18 protein-coding genes and 1 other RNA gene are annotated in these 15,204 nt (G+C 63.2%); 11 read left to right on the top strand and 8 right to left on the bottom strand.

The features are described 5' to 3' along the window. The first annotated feature begins 43 nt into the window (after positions 1-43). The 8 genes from lepB to BM045_RS02680 all read left to right on the top strand — a co-directional run bounded on the left by lepB (position 44) and on the right by BM045_RS02680 (position 6,733). A complete protein-coding gene (gene lepB, locus BM045_RS02715; RefSeq protein WP_092179445.1) occupies positions 44-850 on the top strand; it encodes a signal peptidase I in 807 nt (268 codons plus the stop codon). Continuing rightward, entirely contained in the window at positions 847-1,566 is a 720-nt protein-coding gene (gene rnc / locus BM045_RS02710) for a ribonuclease III (protein ID WP_092179444.1), read from the top strand. The genes lepB and rnc overlap by 4 nt, the downstream gene beginning before the upstream one ends. After that, a complete protein-coding gene (gene era, locus BM045_RS02705) occupies positions 1,563-2,483 on the top strand; it encodes a GTPase Era (RefSeq protein ID WP_092179443.1) in 921 nt (306 codons plus the stop codon). Before rnc ends, era begins: the two co-directional genes overlap by 4 nt. Positions 2,484-2,512: 29 nt before the next feature. Beyond that, entirely contained in the window at positions 2,513-3,223 is a 711-nt protein-coding gene (recO, locus tag BM045_RS02700; protein ID WP_092179442.1) for a DNA repair protein RecO, read from the top strand. Positions 3,224-3,607: 384 nt separating this feature from the next. Next, a complete protein-coding gene (dapD, locus tag BM045_RS02695; protein WP_092179441.1) occupies positions 3,608-4,447 on the top strand; it encodes a 2,3,4,5-tetrahydropyridine-2,6-dicarboxylate N-succinyltransferase in 840 nt (279 codons plus the stop codon). Next, complete coding sequence (dapE, locus tag BM045_RS02690; protein ID WP_092179440.1) at positions 4,447-5,595, top strand: succinyl-diaminopimelate desuccinylase; 1,149 nt, start codon at positions 4,447-4,449, stop codon at positions 5,593-5,595. Before dapD ends, dapE begins: the two co-directional genes overlap by 1 nt. Then, positions 5,592-6,125, top strand: a complete 534-nt coding sequence (locus tag BM045_RS02685) for a hypothetical protein (protein WP_092179439.1) — start codon at positions 5,592-5,594, stop codon at positions 6,123-6,125. The genes dapE and BM045_RS02685 overlap by 4 nt, the downstream gene beginning before the upstream one ends. A 17-nt stretch (positions 6,126-6,142) precedes the next feature. After that, complete coding sequence (locus BM045_RS02680) at positions 6,143-6,733, top strand: hypothetical protein (RefSeq protein WP_092179438.1); 591 nt, start codon at positions 6,143-6,145, stop codon at positions 6,731-6,733. On the opposite strand, the gene truA is transcribed toward BM045_RS02680, so the two are convergent. From truA to def, 3 genes are read right to left on the bottom strand one after another with little or no spacing between them, the layout of a single operon-like run. Then, positions 6,730-7,467, bottom strand: coding sequence for a tRNA pseudouridine(38-40) synthase TruA (truA, locus tag BM045_RS02675; protein WP_092179437.1), 738 nt, complete (start codon positions 7,465-7,467; stop codon positions 6,730-6,732). The genes BM045_RS02680 and truA overlap by 4 nt on opposite strands. Further along, positions 7,468-8,388, bottom strand: a complete 921-nt coding sequence (gene fmt / locus BM045_RS02670; RefSeq protein WP_092179436.1) for a methionyl-tRNA formyltransferase — start codon at positions 8,386-8,388, stop codon at positions 7,468-7,470. 24 nt (positions 8,389-8,412) lie between these two features. Then, positions 8,413-8,928, bottom strand: coding sequence for a peptide deformylase (gene def / locus BM045_RS02665; protein ID WP_092179435.1), 516 nt, complete (start codon positions 8,926-8,928; stop codon positions 8,413-8,415). Between the two features lie 122 nt (positions 8,929-9,050). Between def and BM045_RS02660 the strand changes: the two genes are divergently transcribed. Further along, positions 9,051-10,469: a DNA recombination protein RmuC gene (locus BM045_RS02660; RefSeq protein ID WP_092179434.1), complete on the top strand. Its 1,419-nt coding sequence runs from the start codon at positions 9,051-9,053 to the stop codon at positions 10,467-10,469. On the opposite strand, the gene BM045_RS02655 is transcribed toward BM045_RS02660, so the two are convergent. Next, on the bottom strand, positions 10,466-10,678 hold the full coding sequence (locus BM045_RS02655) for a hypervirulence associated TUDOR domain-containing protein (RefSeq protein WP_092179433.1): 213 nt from the start codon (positions 10,676-10,678) through the stop codon (positions 10,466-10,468). The genes BM045_RS02660 and BM045_RS02655 overlap by 4 nt on opposite strands. A 115-nt stretch (positions 10,679-10,793) precedes the next feature. On the opposite strand from BM045_RS02655, the gene BM045_RS02650 reads away from it, so the two are divergent. Further along, positions 10,794-11,276: a hypothetical protein gene (locus BM045_RS02650; protein ID WP_139198680.1), complete on the top strand. Its 483-nt coding sequence runs from the start codon at positions 10,794-10,796 to the stop codon at positions 11,274-11,276. 55 nt (positions 11,277-11,331) lie between these two features. On the opposite strand, the gene recR is transcribed toward BM045_RS02650, so the two are convergent. The 4 genes from recR to ffs form a co-directional block, all read right to left on the bottom strand. Beyond that, on the bottom strand, positions 11,332-11,925 hold the full coding sequence (gene recR, locus BM045_RS02645) for a recombination mediator RecR (RefSeq protein WP_092179431.1): 594 nt from the start codon (positions 11,923-11,925) through the stop codon (positions 11,332-11,334). Positions 11,926-11,957: 32 nt separating this feature from the next. Further along, positions 11,958-12,281, bottom strand: a complete 324-nt coding sequence (locus BM045_RS02640; RefSeq protein WP_092179430.1) for a YbaB/EbfC family nucleoid-associated protein — start codon at positions 12,279-12,281, stop codon at positions 11,958-11,960. Further along, entirely contained in the window at positions 12,278-14,041 is a 1,764-nt protein-coding gene (locus BM045_RS02635; RefSeq protein ID WP_092179429.1) for a DNA polymerase III subunit gamma/tau, read from the bottom strand. The genes BM045_RS02640 and BM045_RS02635 overlap by 4 nt, the downstream gene beginning before the upstream one ends. A gap of 76 nt (positions 14,042-14,117) precedes the next feature. After that, positions 14,118-14,213: signal recognition particle sRNA small type (gene ffs, locus BM045_RS02630), an RNA gene on the bottom strand. Between the two features lie 139 nt (positions 14,214-14,352). On the opposite strand from ffs, the gene BM045_RS02625 reads away from it, so the two are divergent. Beyond that, the gene (locus BM045_RS02625; protein WP_092179428.1) at positions 14,353-15,201 is read left to right on the top strand and encodes an LOG family protein; all 849 of its coding nucleotides are present in this window, start codon (positions 14,353-14,355) and stop codon (positions 15,199-15,201) included. The last annotated feature ends 3 nt before the right edge of the window (positions 15,202-15,204 follow it).

Below are 15,204 nucleotides of genomic sequence, written 5' to 3'. Positions count from 1 at the left end.
TGCAAGGGAATAACGCTTCGCCACTGCATTTCCGGGGAATTCCATGAGTCAGCCCGCCGACAAGTCCATCAAGAAGTCTGCCGCCAGCGAATGGTGGGAGACCATTGTCGTCGTGGTCGAAGCGCTGCTGATCGCCATCGTGCTGCGCAGCTTCCTCTACCAGCCCTTTTCCATTCCCACTGCCTCGATGCAGCAAACCATGATGATCGGCGACTACTTCGTCGCCAATAAATTCGTCTGGGGCTATGGCAAGCATAGCTTCTCGCTCGGCCGCTATGGCGATTTTTCCGCGCTGGATTTCGAACTGCCGATTTCCAACCGCATCTTCGGCCGGGAGCCGAACCGCGGCGATATCGCCGTTTTCCGCCCGGTGCCGCAGAACATCGAATATATCAAGCGCGTCGTCGGCCTGCCGGGTGACCGCATCCAGGTCACCGCCGGCCGCCTCTACATCAATGGCGTGATGGTCGAGCGCGAAGAAGTCGGCAAGGCGCAAGATACCGACAGCAACAACCAGACCGTGGAAGTGACCGTCTATCGCGAGACCTTCCCCGAGGGCACCAACCACATCATCCAGGAAATCTCGGATAACGCGCCGCTCGACAATACCTCGGAATATGTTGTGCCCGCCGGCCATTACTTCATGATGGGCGACAATCGCGACCGCTCCGCCGATAGCCGCGTGCTGAGCCAGGTCGGCTATGTCCCGGCCGTCAACCTGATCGCCAAGGCCGAAGCGCGCTTCTTCTCGATCAAGGACAACCTGCCGCCATGGCAGCTCTGGCAGTGGCCGGCCAACGTCCGCTGGGACCGCATGTTCCAGGGCGTCGATACGCAACACGTTCCATGAGCCGTGCAGCGCGCAGTACCGAAAAGCTCCAGTTCCGCCTCGGCTACAAGTTTGCCGATCCGGACCTGCTGAACCGCGCGCTCACCCATTCCAGCGCCATTTCGCCGGCCAAGCGCATCGAGCGCTCCTACCAGCGGCTTGAGTTTTTGGGCGATCGCGTGCTCGGCCTCGTCGTCGCCGACATGCTGTATCGCCGCTACCCCAAGGCCAATGAGGGCGAGCTTAGCCGCACGCTCAACACGCTGGTGCGCAAGGAAACCTGCGCCGTCATCGCCCGCACTCTTGGTCTCGGCCAGGAGATGATCCTCGGCGAAAGCGAAGCCCGTACCGGCGGCGCCGAAAAGGAAGCCATTCTGGGCGATGTCACCGAAGCGGTGATCGGCGCCATCTATTGCGACGGCGGCATGGGCAAGGCCTATGAATTCGTCGAGCGCATGTTCGAGGAATTTCTGGCCGACGGCCAGGCCAACAAGGCCGATGCCAAGACCACGCTGCAGGAATGGGCCCAGGCCCGCGGCCTCGAGCCCCCCACCTATACCCAGACCGCGCGCACCGGTCCCGACCATGCGCCCGAATTCACCATCGCCGTCACCCTGGGTGATTTCGAACCGTTGAGCGCTATCGGACCTTCCAAGAAGATCGCCGAACACAAGGCCGCCGAACTGTTCCTGATCGCCCAGCAGGTGTGGCAAGAACCCAAAGATCAAAGCAAATGACAGATATTGAACCGATCGACACCGCCTGCGGCTTCATCGCCCTCGTCGGCGCCCCCAATGCCGGCAAGTCCACGCTGCTGAACTCGCTGGTCGGCACCAAAGTCTCCATCGTCACCCACAAGGCGCAGACCACCCGCAGCCAGGTGCGAGGCGTGGTTACGCTCGACAAGGCACAGCTGGTTTTCATCGACACGCCCGGCATCTTTGCCCCCAAGCGCCGGCTCGACCGCGCCATGGTCGATAGCGCCTGGGGCGGGGCCGGCGATGCCGATATCGTCGCGCTGATCGTCGACGTCGATCGCGGCCTGACGTCCGACCTCGAAAAGCTGATCGAGGGCCTCGAAAACATCAATCACCCGCGCATCCTGATCCTCAACAAGATCGACACCATCAAGAACGAGGAACTGCTGAAGCTCTCCGAGGCGATCAACGCCAAGTTGCGCTTTGAAGCCACCTTCATGATCTCGGCCCTCAAGGGCTATGGCGTGCAGGACTTCATGGACTGGTGCGTCAAGCATATCCCGCCCGGCCCCTGGCACTTCCCCGAGGATCACCTCACCGACCTGACCATGGCCATCACCGCGGCAGAGATCACGCGCGAAAAGCTGTTCCTGCGCGTCCACGACGAGATCCCCTACAATTCCACCGTCGAGACCGAGAGCTTCAAGATCCAGAAGGACGGCTCCTACAAGATCGACCAGGTGATCTATCTGTCGCGCGAGAGCCACAAGAAGATCGTGCTCGGCGCGGGGGGCCAGACCATCAAGTCGATCGGCGCGGAATCGCGCAAGGAACTGATGGCCATGTACGAGGTGCCGATCCATCTGTTCCTCTTCGTGAAAGTCCGCGAAAAGTGGGGCGACGATCCCGAGCGCTACCGCGAAATGGGTCTCGACTACCCGCACGGCAAGGACTGACCGCTCTTTGCCCTTGAAGGTCTGAGCAGATGGAATGGACCGGTGAAGCCCTGCTCATAGGCGTCCGTCGTCACGGCGAGTCGAGCGTCATTGCCGAGGCCATGGTGGCGGGCAGGGGGCGTCATCTCGGCCTCGTCCGCGGTGGCCGCTCGCGCCGCCTCTCGCCCGCGCTGCAGCCCGGCAATACCATCCAGCTCACTTGGCGCGCCAGGCTCGAAGACCAGCTCGGCATGTTCAGCGTCGAATTGCTGCAAGGCCGCGCCGCCGCCCTGATCGAGGACCGCACCCGGCTCTACCTCAGCCAGACCGTCTGCGAATTGCTGCACCTGCTGCCCGAGCGCGACCCGCATGATCGCCTGCTCGGCATGGCCGTCCGCCTGATCGACAGCGCCCCCGATGGCGCCGCACTGGCCCGTTTCGAGCTGGCCCTGCTCGACGACCTCGGCTTCGGCCTCGATCTCTCAACCTGCGCCGCCACCGGCACTACCGAAGACCTGACGCATGTCTCTCCAAAGTCGGGCCGCGCCGTCTCCCGCGCCGCCGCGCAACCCTACCTCGACCGCCTGCTGCCGCTGCCGAGCTTCCTCACCGGCCTCGGCAATGCCAGCCCACACGACATCGCCGACGCGCTGAAGCTCACCAGCCATTTCCTCGATGCCCACATCTGGGGGCCAAGGCAAGAGGCACGACCGGCGATGCGCGATGGGTTGGTGGAGCTGCTGAGTCGGGAGCGGGAGTAGCGGGGGATATCCGTGCTTTCTGGCAACGCTATCCACCTTATCCACGCCCCTCCACCAGCGCGCATAATGCCGCCATCCACCCCGCATCGGCGGCCTGCAGGCGACAGTGGCGGGAGTGGGCCGGGCACGGGACTATGCCAGTCGCCGTGGGTTCACGCCCGGGCCGTCGGTATGCGAGGTTATGCCGGCCGCCTGACGCGGTTCATAAAACCGGACGTCCCGAGACGGCGATCGTCTCACACTAAAAATCTCAAGAGGCGAAAGCCGTCTCGGGATCCGCCCACTCATGAAAACCGCATCCAGGCGGCGCTTCCGCTTGGGCGGTGATTGACACCGCGTCTCGCCCGGCTATGGTCCGGCCAGCATTTACGAGGACCTAATCCCATGACTTACGATCTCGCCAAGACCATCGATGACGCCTTCGAGGCTCGTGCCGAGATCAAGTTCGATACCAAGGGTGAAGTGCGCGAGGCCGTCGAGGAAGCGCTGCGCCTGCTCGATAGCGGCGAAGCGCGGGTTGCCGAAAAGGTCGATGGGCAGTGGCAGGTCAATCAGTGGCTCAAGAAAGCCGTGCTGCTGAACTTTCGCCTCAACGACAACAAGCTGATCGAGGGCGCACCGGGCGGTTCGCACTATTGGGACAAGGTGCCGACCAAGTTCGAGGGCTGGAGCGAGAACCAGTTCCGCGCCGCCGGCTTCCGTGCCGTGCCCGGCGCCGTGGTGCGCAGCCCGGCCTTTATCGGCAAGAATGTCATCCTGATGCCCAGCTTCGTCAATGTCGGCGCCTATGTCGACGAGGGCACCATGGTCGACACCTGGGTCACTGTCGGCTCCTGCGCGCAGATCGGCAAGAATGTGCATATTTCAGGTGGCGTCGGCATTGGCGGCGTGCTCGAGCCGCTGCAGGCCGGCCCGGTGATCATCGAGGACAATTGCTTTATCGGCGCCCGTTCGGAAGTGGTCGAGGGCGTGATTGTCGGCGAAGGCGCGGTGATTTCCATGGGCGTCTTCATCGGCGCCTCGACCAAGATCGTCGATCGCGCTACCGGCGAAATCCACATCGGCAAGGTGCCGCCCTATTCGGTGGTGGTCTCGGGCTCGCTGCCCGGCAAGCCTTTGCCCAATGGCGAACCCGGCCCGAGCCTTTATTGCGCGGTGATCGTCAAGACGGTCGACGCGCAGACCCGCAGCAAGACCGGCATCAACGAGCTGCTGCGCGACTGATGACACTTGACCCGCTCGACCTGCTCAAGCGCCTGATTGCCTGCCCCTCGGTGACGCCCGAGGAGGCCGGGGCGCTGGATGTGCTGGAGCAAGCGCTGGCGGCGATCGGTTTTACCGTCACCCGCCTGCGTTTTGAGGGCGATGGGTCCTATCCGGTCGATAACCTGTTTGCCATTCGGGGCACGGCTGGGCGGCGGCTGCTGTTTGCCGGGCATACCGATGTGGTACCGCCCGGCGATCTGGCGGGTTGGACGTCGGACCCGTTCATGCCGCGCGAGGCGGATGGCAAGCTTTATGGGCGCGGCGCGGCGGATATGAAGTCGGGCGTCGCGGCTTTTGTCGCGGCGGCGGCGGCCATCCCAGAGGATGCCGGCACGGTGATGCTGGCCATCACCAATGACGAGGAAGCCGACGCCATCAATGGCACAGACAAGCTGATGGCCTGGGCTGAAAGCCAGCAGCAGCATTTCGACTTTGCCATTGTCGGCGAACCGAGTTCAGCTGCCCAGCTCGGCGACAGCATCAAGATCGGCCGGCGTGGGTCGCTGTCGGGCACGATCACGGTGGCTGGCACGCAGGGCCATGTGGCCTATCCAGAGCGGGCCAACAATCCGATGCCGGCGCTGGCGCGGGTGGTGACGGCGCTGGATACGCAGATTGACACCGGCACGAAGCATTTCCCGGCGAGCAATCTCGAAGTCACGTCCATTGACGTCGGCAATCCGACCGGCAATGTGATCCCGGCCGCTGGGACCATCAAGTTCAACATCCGCTACAATGACCTGTGGACGCCAGAAACGCTGGCGGACTGGGTGCGCGGACGCATTGCCACGGTCGATGCCAAGGGCGCGGTATTCAGCTTCAGCGTGGCCGGCGTGCCGTCAAAATCTTTCCTGTCGCCACTGAGCGATGATGTGGCGACGCTGAGCGCAGCCATCAAGGAAGTCACAGGGCGCAAGCCGGAATTCTCGACCGGTGGCGGCACATCGGATGCGCGCTTCATCGCCCAATATGGGCCGGTGGTGGAATGCGGATTGGTCGGGCCGTCGATGCACAAGGCGGACGAACATATCCTGGTTTCAGACCTCGTCGGGTTGACCGAGATCTATCGCGCCTTCATGGTCCGCTTCTTTGGAGGGGCGGCATGAAAATCTGGGGCGCGATCAGCAACGCCGTGACCGGCTGGATGATGATCCTGCGCGGCGAACCGGGCTGGCGCGAGCGCTTCTCGATCAGCACGCCGGGTCTGATCATCGCGCTGATCATCTATGCCTGCGCCGCGTTTCTTGCTGTCGCCATTGCCTCGACCAGCATCGGCATGCCCAGCCTGCCGGGCGTGCTTGCCGCGATGTTCGTACTGGGCCTGCCGGTCATTGCGCTGGTGCTGACGCTGTTGGGCACGCGCATGGGGCTCAAGAGCAATGAGCCCATCTATCCCATTCTGGTGCCCGGAACCTATGTGCTGACGGCCTTCCTGTTGATCGAGGGTGCGCTGGCGATGATCGGCGGGCCGGTCGTCATGCTGGCCTGGGTCGGGCTGGGTTATCTGCTGTATCGGCTGGCCCGAGCCGCGACGGGCTGGAACTTAGGCATTGCTGCGGCATTTGCGGTTTTGACGGTCGTGCTGCTTGTGGCGATGCGCATGGCGCTCTACATGCTCAGCAATCCCGGCACCTGAACCCTCGAGACAAGCCCTTGGCCAAAACGACCACGACCTTCCTCGATGAGCTGATCGGCGCCGCCCGCGGCTGCCTCGCCCTGATCGTCGGCGACAGGCAATCCTCCGCCTATTTCGATTTCCGCCAGACCGGCTTGGTCGGCTCGTTCATCGCGCTGGTTGTGGCGCTGGCCGTACAGGCCTTCGGGCCGCAGCTGCTGGGTATTCCAACCCCATCCGGCGTGGCCGGCGGTGTGGTGATCCTTGGCGCGCTGGTGATCGGCGTGCAGTTCGGCATTGCCTGGATCGTGCTGCGCCAACTTGGCCGTAGCGATGGCTTTATCCCCTTCGTCGTGGTGCAGAACTGGGCGACGATGTTTCAGGCGGTGCTTGCCGTGGCGCTGATCGGCATTTTCGGCCAGCCGATCGCCATCGAACCGGGCGGGGAAATGGCGCAGCTGACCAGCGGCAGCATTCCCTTCATCGTTCTGGGCATTGCCGCCTTGGTGATCTCGGTCAATATCGCCCGGCTGATCCTGACGCTGAAGCCGCTGCATGTTGCGCTGTTCGTGAGCGCCCAGCTAACCACCGCGCTGGTGATCCAACCCATATTGGGCATGGCGCTCTAGTAGCTGACGCCGGTCAGATAGAGGCCGGCTGACGGCGCCATGGCGCCGCAGCGGGTGCGGTCTTTGGCATCGAGCGCGGCGCGGAAATCGCGCGGGCTCCACTTGCCCTCGCCGACCAGCCGGAGTGAACCGACCATCGAGCGCACCTGATGATGCAGGAATGAACGGGCGCTGGCGGTGATGACGACATGATCCGGCTCGGCCCGGACGGAAAACCTGTCCAGGGTCCGCACTGGTGAGTTCGCCTGACATTCCGATGAGCGGAAGGTCGTGAAATCATGCTGGCCAAGGGCAAGGCTGGCCGCGTGATCCATCGCCTCGGCATCAAGGCTTTTGGGAATGTGCCAGACATGGTCGCGCTCGATCACCGGCGGGGCGCGGCGGGTGAGGATGCGATATTCATAGTGGCGCGCCGTGGCGGAGAAGCGGGCCTCGAAGGTATCGGGCACAGCTTCGGCCGTGATGATGGCCGCCGGCTGCGGCCGCAGGTGAAAGTTCAGCGCCTCGCGGATGCGGAACGGGTCCCACTCTTTGCTGAGATCAAAATGAGCGACCTGGCCGAGGGCATGGACGCCCGCATCAGTGCGTCCCGCAGCCTGGGTGGTGACGGTCTCGCCCGACATGGCAAGGATCGCCTCTTCGAGCGCCTGCTGCACCGAGGGCCGATCGGCCTGGCGCTGCCAGCCCGAGAAGGGCGTGCCGTCATATTCTATGGTGAGCTTGTAGCGCGGCATTTAGCTGACGCTGGCGGGCAAGGTCCCTGCCCCACGCAGGAAGGTCGCGGCATCCATGGCGCCCTTGCCTTCGCGCTGCACCTGGGTGAGGCGAACGGCACCGGAGCCGCAGGCAATGGTGAGGTTGTCGAGCAAGGCACCGGGCGCACCGCTGCCCGAACCGAGCGTCGAACGCAGCACTTTCACGCGGGTCGGCTTGCCGGCCAGTTCGACTTCAAACCACGCGCCGGGGAAAGGCGAGAGGCCGCGGATGTGATTGTGCACGTCTTCGGCCGGCAGCGACCAATCGATGCGGGCCTCGGATTTTTCGATCTTTTTGGCATAGACCGCGTCATCTTCGGGCTGCGGCTTGAAATCCAGGCTGCCGCGGTCGAGCGCGGCCAGCGCCCGGCCCATCAGGTCGGCGCCGGTGCGCATCATGCTGTCGTGCAATTCGCCGGCGGTCATGTCCGGAGTGATCGGGATCACCTCGCCGAGCGCGACCGGGCCGGTGTCGAGGCCTTCGTCCATCTGCATAACCATGACGCCGGTCTGGGCATCGCCGGCCATGATCGAACGCTGAATCGGCGCGGCACCGCGCCAGCGCGGCAGCAGCGAACCATGGAGGTTGAGGCAGCCAAGTTCGGGCGCTTCAAGAATGGGCTTGGGTAGCAGAAGACCATAGGCAACGACCACGGCAAGGTCCGCACCATGGCTGGCGAAGACGATCTGCTCGGCCTCGCCTTTCAGCGACTTGGGCGTATAGACCGGAATGCCAAAACCTTCGGCCGCCAGGTGTACAGGCGACTTGCGCTCTTCCTGGCCACGGCCGGCCGGCTTGGGCGCGCGGGTATAGACCGCGACGACCTCATGGCCGGAGGAGACGATTTCAGTCAGCGTGGGAACGGAAAAATCCGGCGTGCCCATGAAAATGATACGCATGGGTACTCCTACCGAGCCTGTGCTTTAGCGAGCCGCCAGCTTGGCCTGCTTGTCGAATTTCTTGATGACGCGGTCGCGCTTAAGGCGGCTCAGGTAGTCGATATAGAGCACGCCATCGAGGTGATCGAGTTCGTGCTGGATGCATACGGCGAGCTTGCCTTCGGCTTCCTTGGTGACCTGCTGGCCGTCGAGATCGGTATAGGTGACCGTGACGTCATTGGGCCGTTCGACCTCGTAATAGAGCTCGGGGATGGAGAGGCACCCTTCTTCGGTGACCTGCATCTGCTCGCCGAAATGGGTGATTTCGGGATTGATCATCACCAGCGGCTCGGGCGTTTCGCCTTCGGGCGCCAGATCCATCACCACGATGCGCTTCATCACGCCGATCTGTGGCGCGGCCAGGCCAATGCCGGGCGCGTCATACATGGTGTCGAGCATGTCCTTGGCCAGCGTCTTGATCTCGTCATCGACCTCGATGATGGGATCAGCGACAGCGCGCAGGCGCGCATCGGGAATGACGAGAATTGGGCGGATGGCCATGGTGAAGGTCCGGCGAAAAGGGATTTTCCCTTCGATATGGTATTTTCGCCTGCGGGGTCAACTCTTGTGCCCCGCACCATGAGAACATTCTGCGAACGGACGAATCGCGGTAAGCTCACTTTATGGACACCATACTCTTCTCGATCGCCGATTATCCCGTGACACTGGCCATGGCCCTGCTGGGCGGGCTGGCTGTAGCGGCCCTCGTCTTCGCTGCCGTCATCATTGCAGTGACCAGCGGCAATGCGCGGCAGGCTGCCGAGACCGGCGCCCGGTTTGCCGAGCAATTGCGCGAGAGCTTTACTGCCCAGTTGGGCGAACGCGATCGCCGCATTCAGGAACTAGATCATCAGGTTCGGGTGGAGCGGGAGCGCGGTGCGGAACAGGCCGAGCGGCTGCAGGAAAAGAATTCCGAGCTTTTGGCCGATGCGTCTGCCCTGCGGGCGCGCATGACCGAGCAGGTGGCGCAAGCCCAGGCCAGCGAGGCACGGTTCCTTGCCGCCCGGCAGCAGATGACAGACGAGTTCAAGGCGATTGCCGGCGATGTGCTGAAGAACCAGAGCGAGACCTTCACCAAGCAGAACCGCGAGCAGGTCGATACGCTGCTCAAGCCGCTCAACGACAAGATTGGCGAATTCCACACTGGGCTGATCAAGGATCGCGCCACCATGGGCGAGCAAATCCGCGCGCTACTGGAAAGCAATGTGCAGATAACCACCGAGGCCAGTAACCTGACCAAGGCGCTCAAGGGCAATGCGCAGACGCAGGGCGCCTGGGGCGAGATGATCCTGTCGACCATTCTGGAACGGTCTGGCCTGCGCGAGGGCGAGCAGTATGTGACGCAGCAGAGCCATATCGGTACGGATGGCTCCCGGCTGCGCACCGACGTCGAAATCCTGATGCCCAATGACGACAGGCTGGTGATCGATTCCAAGGTCTCGCTGACGGCCTTCGAGGCCTATACCAATTGCGAGGACGAGACGCGGGACAGTCACCTGCGGGCGCATATCGTCTCGGTGCGCGGGCATATCCGCACGCTGGGCGAAAAAACCTATCAGAAGCATGCGCGGTCGAGCCTCGACTATGTGATGATGTTCGTGCCGATCGAAAGCGCGCTGGCCACCGCGATTCAGGCCGATGCGACACTGGTCGAATATGGCATGAGCCAGGGCGTCATGCTGACCACACCGACGACGCTGATGACCGTTTTGCGGACAGTACGGAACGTCTGGGACATCGAGAAGCGCCACCGCAATGCCGACGAGATCGCCGAGCGAGCGGGCGCGCTTTATGAGAAGGTCGCCGGGTTCTTGGCGAGCATGGACAAGCTCGACGGACATCTGGAGAAGGCGCGGCTGAGCTTTGAGGATGCCAAGGGGCAGCTCTCGACCGGGCGCGGCAATGTGGTGCGGCAGGTGGAAATGCTGCGCGACCTGGGTGCCAAGTCCAACAAGACACTGCCAAGCGGCTGGGATGGCGGCAGCGAGGACGCGCCGGTGTTGCGGATCGTCGGCAAGGATGAGCCGGGCGACTTGGCCTAGCCTGCACTGAGCTCGCTGCGGCTCTTGAGCACTTTGTCGCCGTCGTCCTGCTCGATCAGATAGGCCGGTTCCTTGCGACTGGCTTCGCGGGTGACTTCGGTGCCCTTGATGGTGCGTGAAACCTTGCTGGTGAAGCGCTCGACAATCTTGCCATGGGCTGTATTGGCGCCCCAGCTCCAGCTGACTTTCGAGCCTGTTCGGAATGCCATGTAACCTCTCCACGTCTTGGCGAGATCAACCCGGAACGATCACAACCGTTCCCCCGGGCGAACCACATGGGCGCTGTCGCGTTGGTGCAGACGATCAACCATGCGGGAGACGGAAATGGCGCAGCATCACGACCATCACGGCACCATGGTGCCACAGGATACCAATTTCGATAATGCCGACCAGCCGGGCATTGCCCAGCCCTATACGCAAAGCGAAGTGGAGGAACTGCTGTATGGCGAGGATCGCCCGGCCTCCGAGCGCCTGGCGCGGCTGCGGGAGTTGCGCGAGGAAAGCGCCATTCGCGAAAGCGGCGACTGGGGCGGGCAGGATCCGGCCGCGATGCTGGACGAGCTGGACCGGGCGATCGACGAACTCAGCGCGGTGATCGCCAATGGCGAAGAGGACGAGGAGTATGCCGGGCTCGCCACCAATTTCGACAATGACCCGAACGACCGGCTCGATGCGCTGTCACCCGACGATGATGAAGCGCGCTTTGCCATCGAGGGCGATGACGATGGCGAAGAGCCGGACGATGCGCTCGAAGAAGAGAACTGGGACGGTGGCGATGAATTCCGCACCGAGCGGGATTTGCACTAATTAGTTGTCGCGCTTTCGAACTGCAAAACCGGCAACCACTTTTGCTGAAAGCGCTCTAAATCTCGGTGCGGGCCTTGAGCGCTTGGCTGAGCGTGCCTTCGTCGAGATAATCCAGCTCGCCCCCGACGGGAACGCCGTGGGCGAGGCGGGTCACCTTGGCGCCCGAGCCGGCAAGGCGATCGGTGATGTAATGCGCCGTGGTCTGGCCTTCGACCGTGGCGTTGACGGCGAGCACGACTTCGCGGAAATCCGGCGCGCGGGCGATAAGGGCATCGACGGTGATATCATCCGGGCCGACGCCATCGAGCGGCGAGAGCACGCCCCCAAGGACGTGATATCTGACCTGGCCGACGCCGGCCCGCTCCAGCGCCCAGAGGTCGGAAACGTCCTCCACAACGATCAACATGCCACTATCGCGGCGCGGATCGGCGCAGATGGTGCAGGGGCTTTTGGTATCGATATTGCCGCAGACTTCGCAAGTGCGGACGACGGCGACGGCGCGGTCGAGCGCAGCGGAAAGAGGCAGCATAAGCTGCTCTTTCTTTTTCACCATATGCAAAACGGCCCGGCGGGCCGAACGCGGTCCCAGCCCTGGCAGGCGGGCCAGGAGCTGGATCAGCTGTTCAATCTCGGGTCCGCCGGAGGCCATTATCGGTTAGCACACTGTTAACGTTGAGACGCTCAGAAAGGGAATTTCATGCCGGGCGGGATGGGAAGGCCGGCGGTGACTTCGCTCATCTTGCGCTGCATTTCGGCTTCCGACTTGGCCTTGGCATCGGCGTGGGCGGCGATGATCAGGTCTTCGAGCACGTCGACATCGTCTTCCTTGAACAGGGACGGATCGATCTTGAGGCCCTTGAGATCGCCCTTTCCGCTGAGCGACACGACGACCATGCCGCCGCCGGAGCGGCCTTCGACGACGAGATCGGCAAGCTCGGCCTGCATGGCCTCCATCTTGCCCTTCATCTCGCCTGCGGCCTTCATCATACCCATAAGGTCTTTCATTCGTCGTCCTCTTCAACGGGGGGCGGGGGCGTCTCGGCCTCGGTGACGAGGGCGTCGTCGCGCACCGTCACATTGACCAGCTTAGCGCCGGGAAAGGTTTGCAGGATGGCCTTGACCAAAGGATCGTCATTGGCCGCGGCATGCGCTGCCTCGACGCGCTGTTCCTTCTCCTGCCGGGCGGTGAGGCCCTCGGGTGGCTTGGTCGAAACCATGACCAGCCAGCGCTGGCCGGTCCAGAGCTGCAGGCGGGCGGAGAGCGTGGCGATAATGCCCGGGTCGGTGCCGTCGGTGAGGGCAACCTCGATACGGCCCTGCTCGAAGGAGACCGGACGCATCGAGCCTTCGAGCGCCAGCTTGACCAAGACATCGCGCTTGGCCTGGGCCAGAGCGATCAACTCCTTGTAGGAGCTGACGGTCGAAAAGGCAGGGGCGATTTCGGGCTGGGCCGAGGCCTGCGGCACGGCGGGCTGGGTGGCCACGGCCTCGGTCATCACCGGACGCGGGGCTTCGACGCGCATGGCGGAAGCACCGCCACCGCCACCATTGGACGGGCCGCGCGCGATGGGCGCGGATTGCGGCAGGCTTGGCGCCGGCATATTAGCCAGCTTGGCGATCAGGTCATCGGGGCTAGGCAGGTCAGCGGCATAGGCTAGGCGGATCAGCGACATTTCGGCGGCTTGCAGACCGTTGCTGGCGCGGGCGACTTCGTCATGGCCCTTGAAGAGGATCTGCCAGGCACGGGTCAGCGCCCGCATCGGCAGCTTGCCGGCGAGTTCAGCGCCACGACGGCGCTCGTCGGGGGTGAGCGAAACGTCGTCGGCGGCAGCGGGCACGACCTTGATGCGGGTCACCAGATGGGTGAAATCGGCGAGGTCGGCGACGAGGGTCTGCGGATCGGCGCCCATGTCATAGAGCGCGCGCATGGTGTCGATGGCCGCCCCGATCTGGCCGCCCATCAGTTCCTCGAAGAGGTCGATGATGCGGGCGCGATCGCCGAGGCCGAGCATGGCCTTGACCGTCGATGCCGTCACCGTGCCATTGCCATGGGCAATGGCCTGATCGAGCAGGGAGAGATTGTCGCGAGCCGAGCCTTCGCCGGCGCGGACAATCATCGCCAGGGCCTCGGGCTCGAAGGTTATGCCCTCCTGGCCGAGGATGGATTCGAGATAGGCCGACATGATCTCGGGCGTGATGCGGCGCAGGTCGAAGCGCATGCAGCGGCTGAGGATGGTCACCGGCACCTTGCGGATTTCGGTGGTGGCGAAGATGAACTTCACATAGGGCGGCGGCTCTTCGAGCGTCTTCAGCAGCCCGTTGAAGGCCGCCGTCGAGAGCATGTGCACTTCGTCGATAACATAGACTTTGTACTTGGCCGAGGACGGCGCGTATTTGACCGAGTCGATGATCTCGCGAATGTCGTTGATGCCGGTATTGCTGGCAGCATCCATCTCGATCACGTCGACATGGCGACCTTCGATGATGGCGCGGCAGTGCTCGCCCTCGACGCTGAGATCAAGCGTCGGGTGAGCTCCATTGGCATCTTCATAGTTGAAGGCGCGGGCCAGGATGCGGGCCGTGGTGGTCTTGCCGACGCCGCGGACGCCGGTGAGGATGAAGGCATGGTGGATGCGGTTCTGCGCGAAGGCATTGCCCAGCGTCTGCACCATGGCATCCTGGCCAACGAGCGTGGTGAAGTCGCGCGGCCGGTATTTGCGGGCGAGAACGAGATAGGGCGATGATGGGGAATCGGAACCAGCCATTTCGCTTTCTTACCACATCGGGTGGGAAAGCCTCTGCTTGAGCTATTTCAAACAGCTTGAATGGGCAAAAGGCCGAAGTAGGAGGCTGGCAACGACCCGTGAAGGTCTCGTTGGGGCTGCTTCCTTCCGGACCTGACCCGGTTGGCGAGGAACACGTCCGCGCCAACCTCCCGGAGCGCTATATGCGAATAAATGGTCACAAAGGCAAGAGCGCGACACCCCGAATTGATGGCCTATCCCCTTTCCCTGCGACCCATTGATCCTTAACTCGGCTCTGCGAGCATCAGGAAGAATCAAGGAGAAGCCGGATCATGGCCAAGCGTCGCCCTACATCTTTGCGGACTTCGGTCGAGGACGTTGCTGCGTCCAAGCGGGCGCCGTCGACGCCACAGACCGAGTCGCCGGCGTTTCGGCTGGCCTTTGCCGATGATGACTTTCTCACTTCGGAAGAAACGCGCGGGGTGCGGTTTCAGCTCGAATATATGAAGCCAGAATTCCGCCTGCGCGAGCGCGGCATCAATTCGACGGTGGTGCTGTTTGGCGGTGCGCGCATCCCGGCGCCGGGCAAGCCGGCCTGGGCGGCCAAGAATGAGGTGCAGAAGGCCAACCTCGAGGCTGCGTCGAAATACTATGACGAGGCACGGCGCTTTGCGCAGCTGGCTTCGGCAACGTCGAAGGCGCTGGATTTCAAGGAATTCGTGGTGACGACCGGCGGCGGGCCCGGTGTGATGGAGGCGGGCAATCGCGGCGCGGCGGATGTCGGGGCGCCGTCGATCGGGCTCAATATCGTCTTGCCGCATGAGCAGGCGCCCAATGCCTATGTGACGCCGGACCTGAGCTTCAACTTCCACTATTTCGCGACGCGGAAGATCCATTTCCTGATGCGCGCCAAATGCGTGGCGGTCTTTCCCGGTGGCTTCGGCACGCTGGACGAATTCTTTGAGACACTGACGCTGATCCAGACCAAGCGTATGGACCCGATCCCGCTGATCCTGTTCGGCGCGGAATTCTGGAACAAGGTGATCAATTTCGAGGCGCTGGCCGAGGCCGGCACCATTGCGCCGGACGACACCAAGCTGTTCCACTTCGCCGACACGGCCGAGGAAGGCTGGGAAGTGGTGCGCAAGTTCTATGACCTGCCGGTGGTGAAGGAGGCCTAGCCC

This window comes from Devosia sp. YR412 (genome assembly GCF_900110945.1).
In the GTDB taxonomy this organism is placed as follows: domain Bacteria; phylum Pseudomonadota; class Alphaproteobacteria; order Rhizobiales; family Devosiaceae; genus Devosia.
The sequence above is the reverse complement of the archived record's forward strand: the minus strand, read 5'-3'. Positions and strand labels throughout refer to the sequence as shown.

Excerpts from the sequence above, each read along its gene's own strand:
- lepB (WP_092179445.1), top strand. The coding sequence starts at position 44 with ATGAGTCAGCCCGCCGACAAGTCCATCAAGAAGTCTGCCGCCAGCGAA.
- rnc (WP_092179444.1), top strand. The coding sequence starts at position 847 with ATGAGCCGTGCAGCGCGCAGTACCGAAAAGCTCCAGTTCCGCCTCGGC.
- era (WP_092179443.1), top strand. The coding sequence starts at position 1,563 with ATGACAGATATTGAACCGATCGACACCGCCTGCGGCTTCATCGCCCTC.
- recO (WP_092179442.1), top strand. The coding sequence starts at position 2,513 with ATGGAATGGACCGGTGAAGCCCTGCTCATAGGCGTCCGTCGTCACGGC.
- dapD (WP_092179441.1), top strand. The coding sequence starts at position 3,608 with ATGACTTACGATCTCGCCAAGACCATCGATGACGCCTTCGAGGCTCGT.
- dapE (WP_092179440.1), top strand. The coding sequence starts at position 4,447 with ATGACACTTGACCCGCTCGACCTGCTCAAGCGCCTGATTGCCTGCCCC.
- BM045_RS02685 (WP_092179439.1), top strand. The coding sequence starts at position 5,592 with ATGAAAATCTGGGGCGCGATCAGCAACGCCGTGACCGGCTGGATGATG.
- truA (WP_092179437.1), bottom strand. The coding sequence starts at position 7,467 with ATGCCGCGCTACAAGCTCACCATAGAATATGACGGCACGCCCTTCTCG.
- fmt (WP_092179436.1), bottom strand. The coding sequence starts at position 8,388 with ATGCGTATCATTTTCATGGGCACGCCGGATTTTTCCGTTCCCACGCTG.
- def (WP_092179435.1), bottom strand. The coding sequence starts at position 8,928 with ATGGCCATCCGCCCAATTCTCGTCATTCCCGATGCGCGCCTGCGCGCT.
- BM045_RS02660 (WP_092179434.1), top strand. The coding sequence starts at position 9,051 with ATGGACACCATACTCTTCTCGATCGCCGATTATCCCGTGACACTGGCC.
- BM045_RS02655 (WP_092179433.1), bottom strand. The coding sequence starts at position 10,678 with ATGGCATTCCGAACAGGCTCGAAAGTCAGCTGGAGCTGGGGCGCCAAT.
- BM045_RS02650 (WP_139198680.1), top strand. The coding sequence starts at position 10,794 with ATGGCGCAGCATCACGACCATCACGGCACCATGGTGCCACAGGATACC.
- recR (WP_092179431.1), bottom strand. The coding sequence starts at position 11,925 with ATGGCCTCCGGCGGACCCGAGATTGAACAGCTGATCCAGCTCCTGGCC.
- BM045_RS02640 (WP_092179430.1), bottom strand. The coding sequence starts at position 12,281 with ATGAAAGACCTTATGGGTATGATGAAGGCCGCAGGCGAGATGAAGGGC.
- BM045_RS02635 (WP_092179429.1), bottom strand. The coding sequence starts at position 14,041 with ATGGCTGGTTCCGATTCCCCATCATCGCCCTATCTCGTTCTCGCCCGC.
- BM045_RS02625 (WP_092179428.1), top strand. The coding sequence starts at position 14,353 with ATGGCCAAGCGTCGCCCTACATCTTTGCGGACTTCGGTCGAGGACGTT.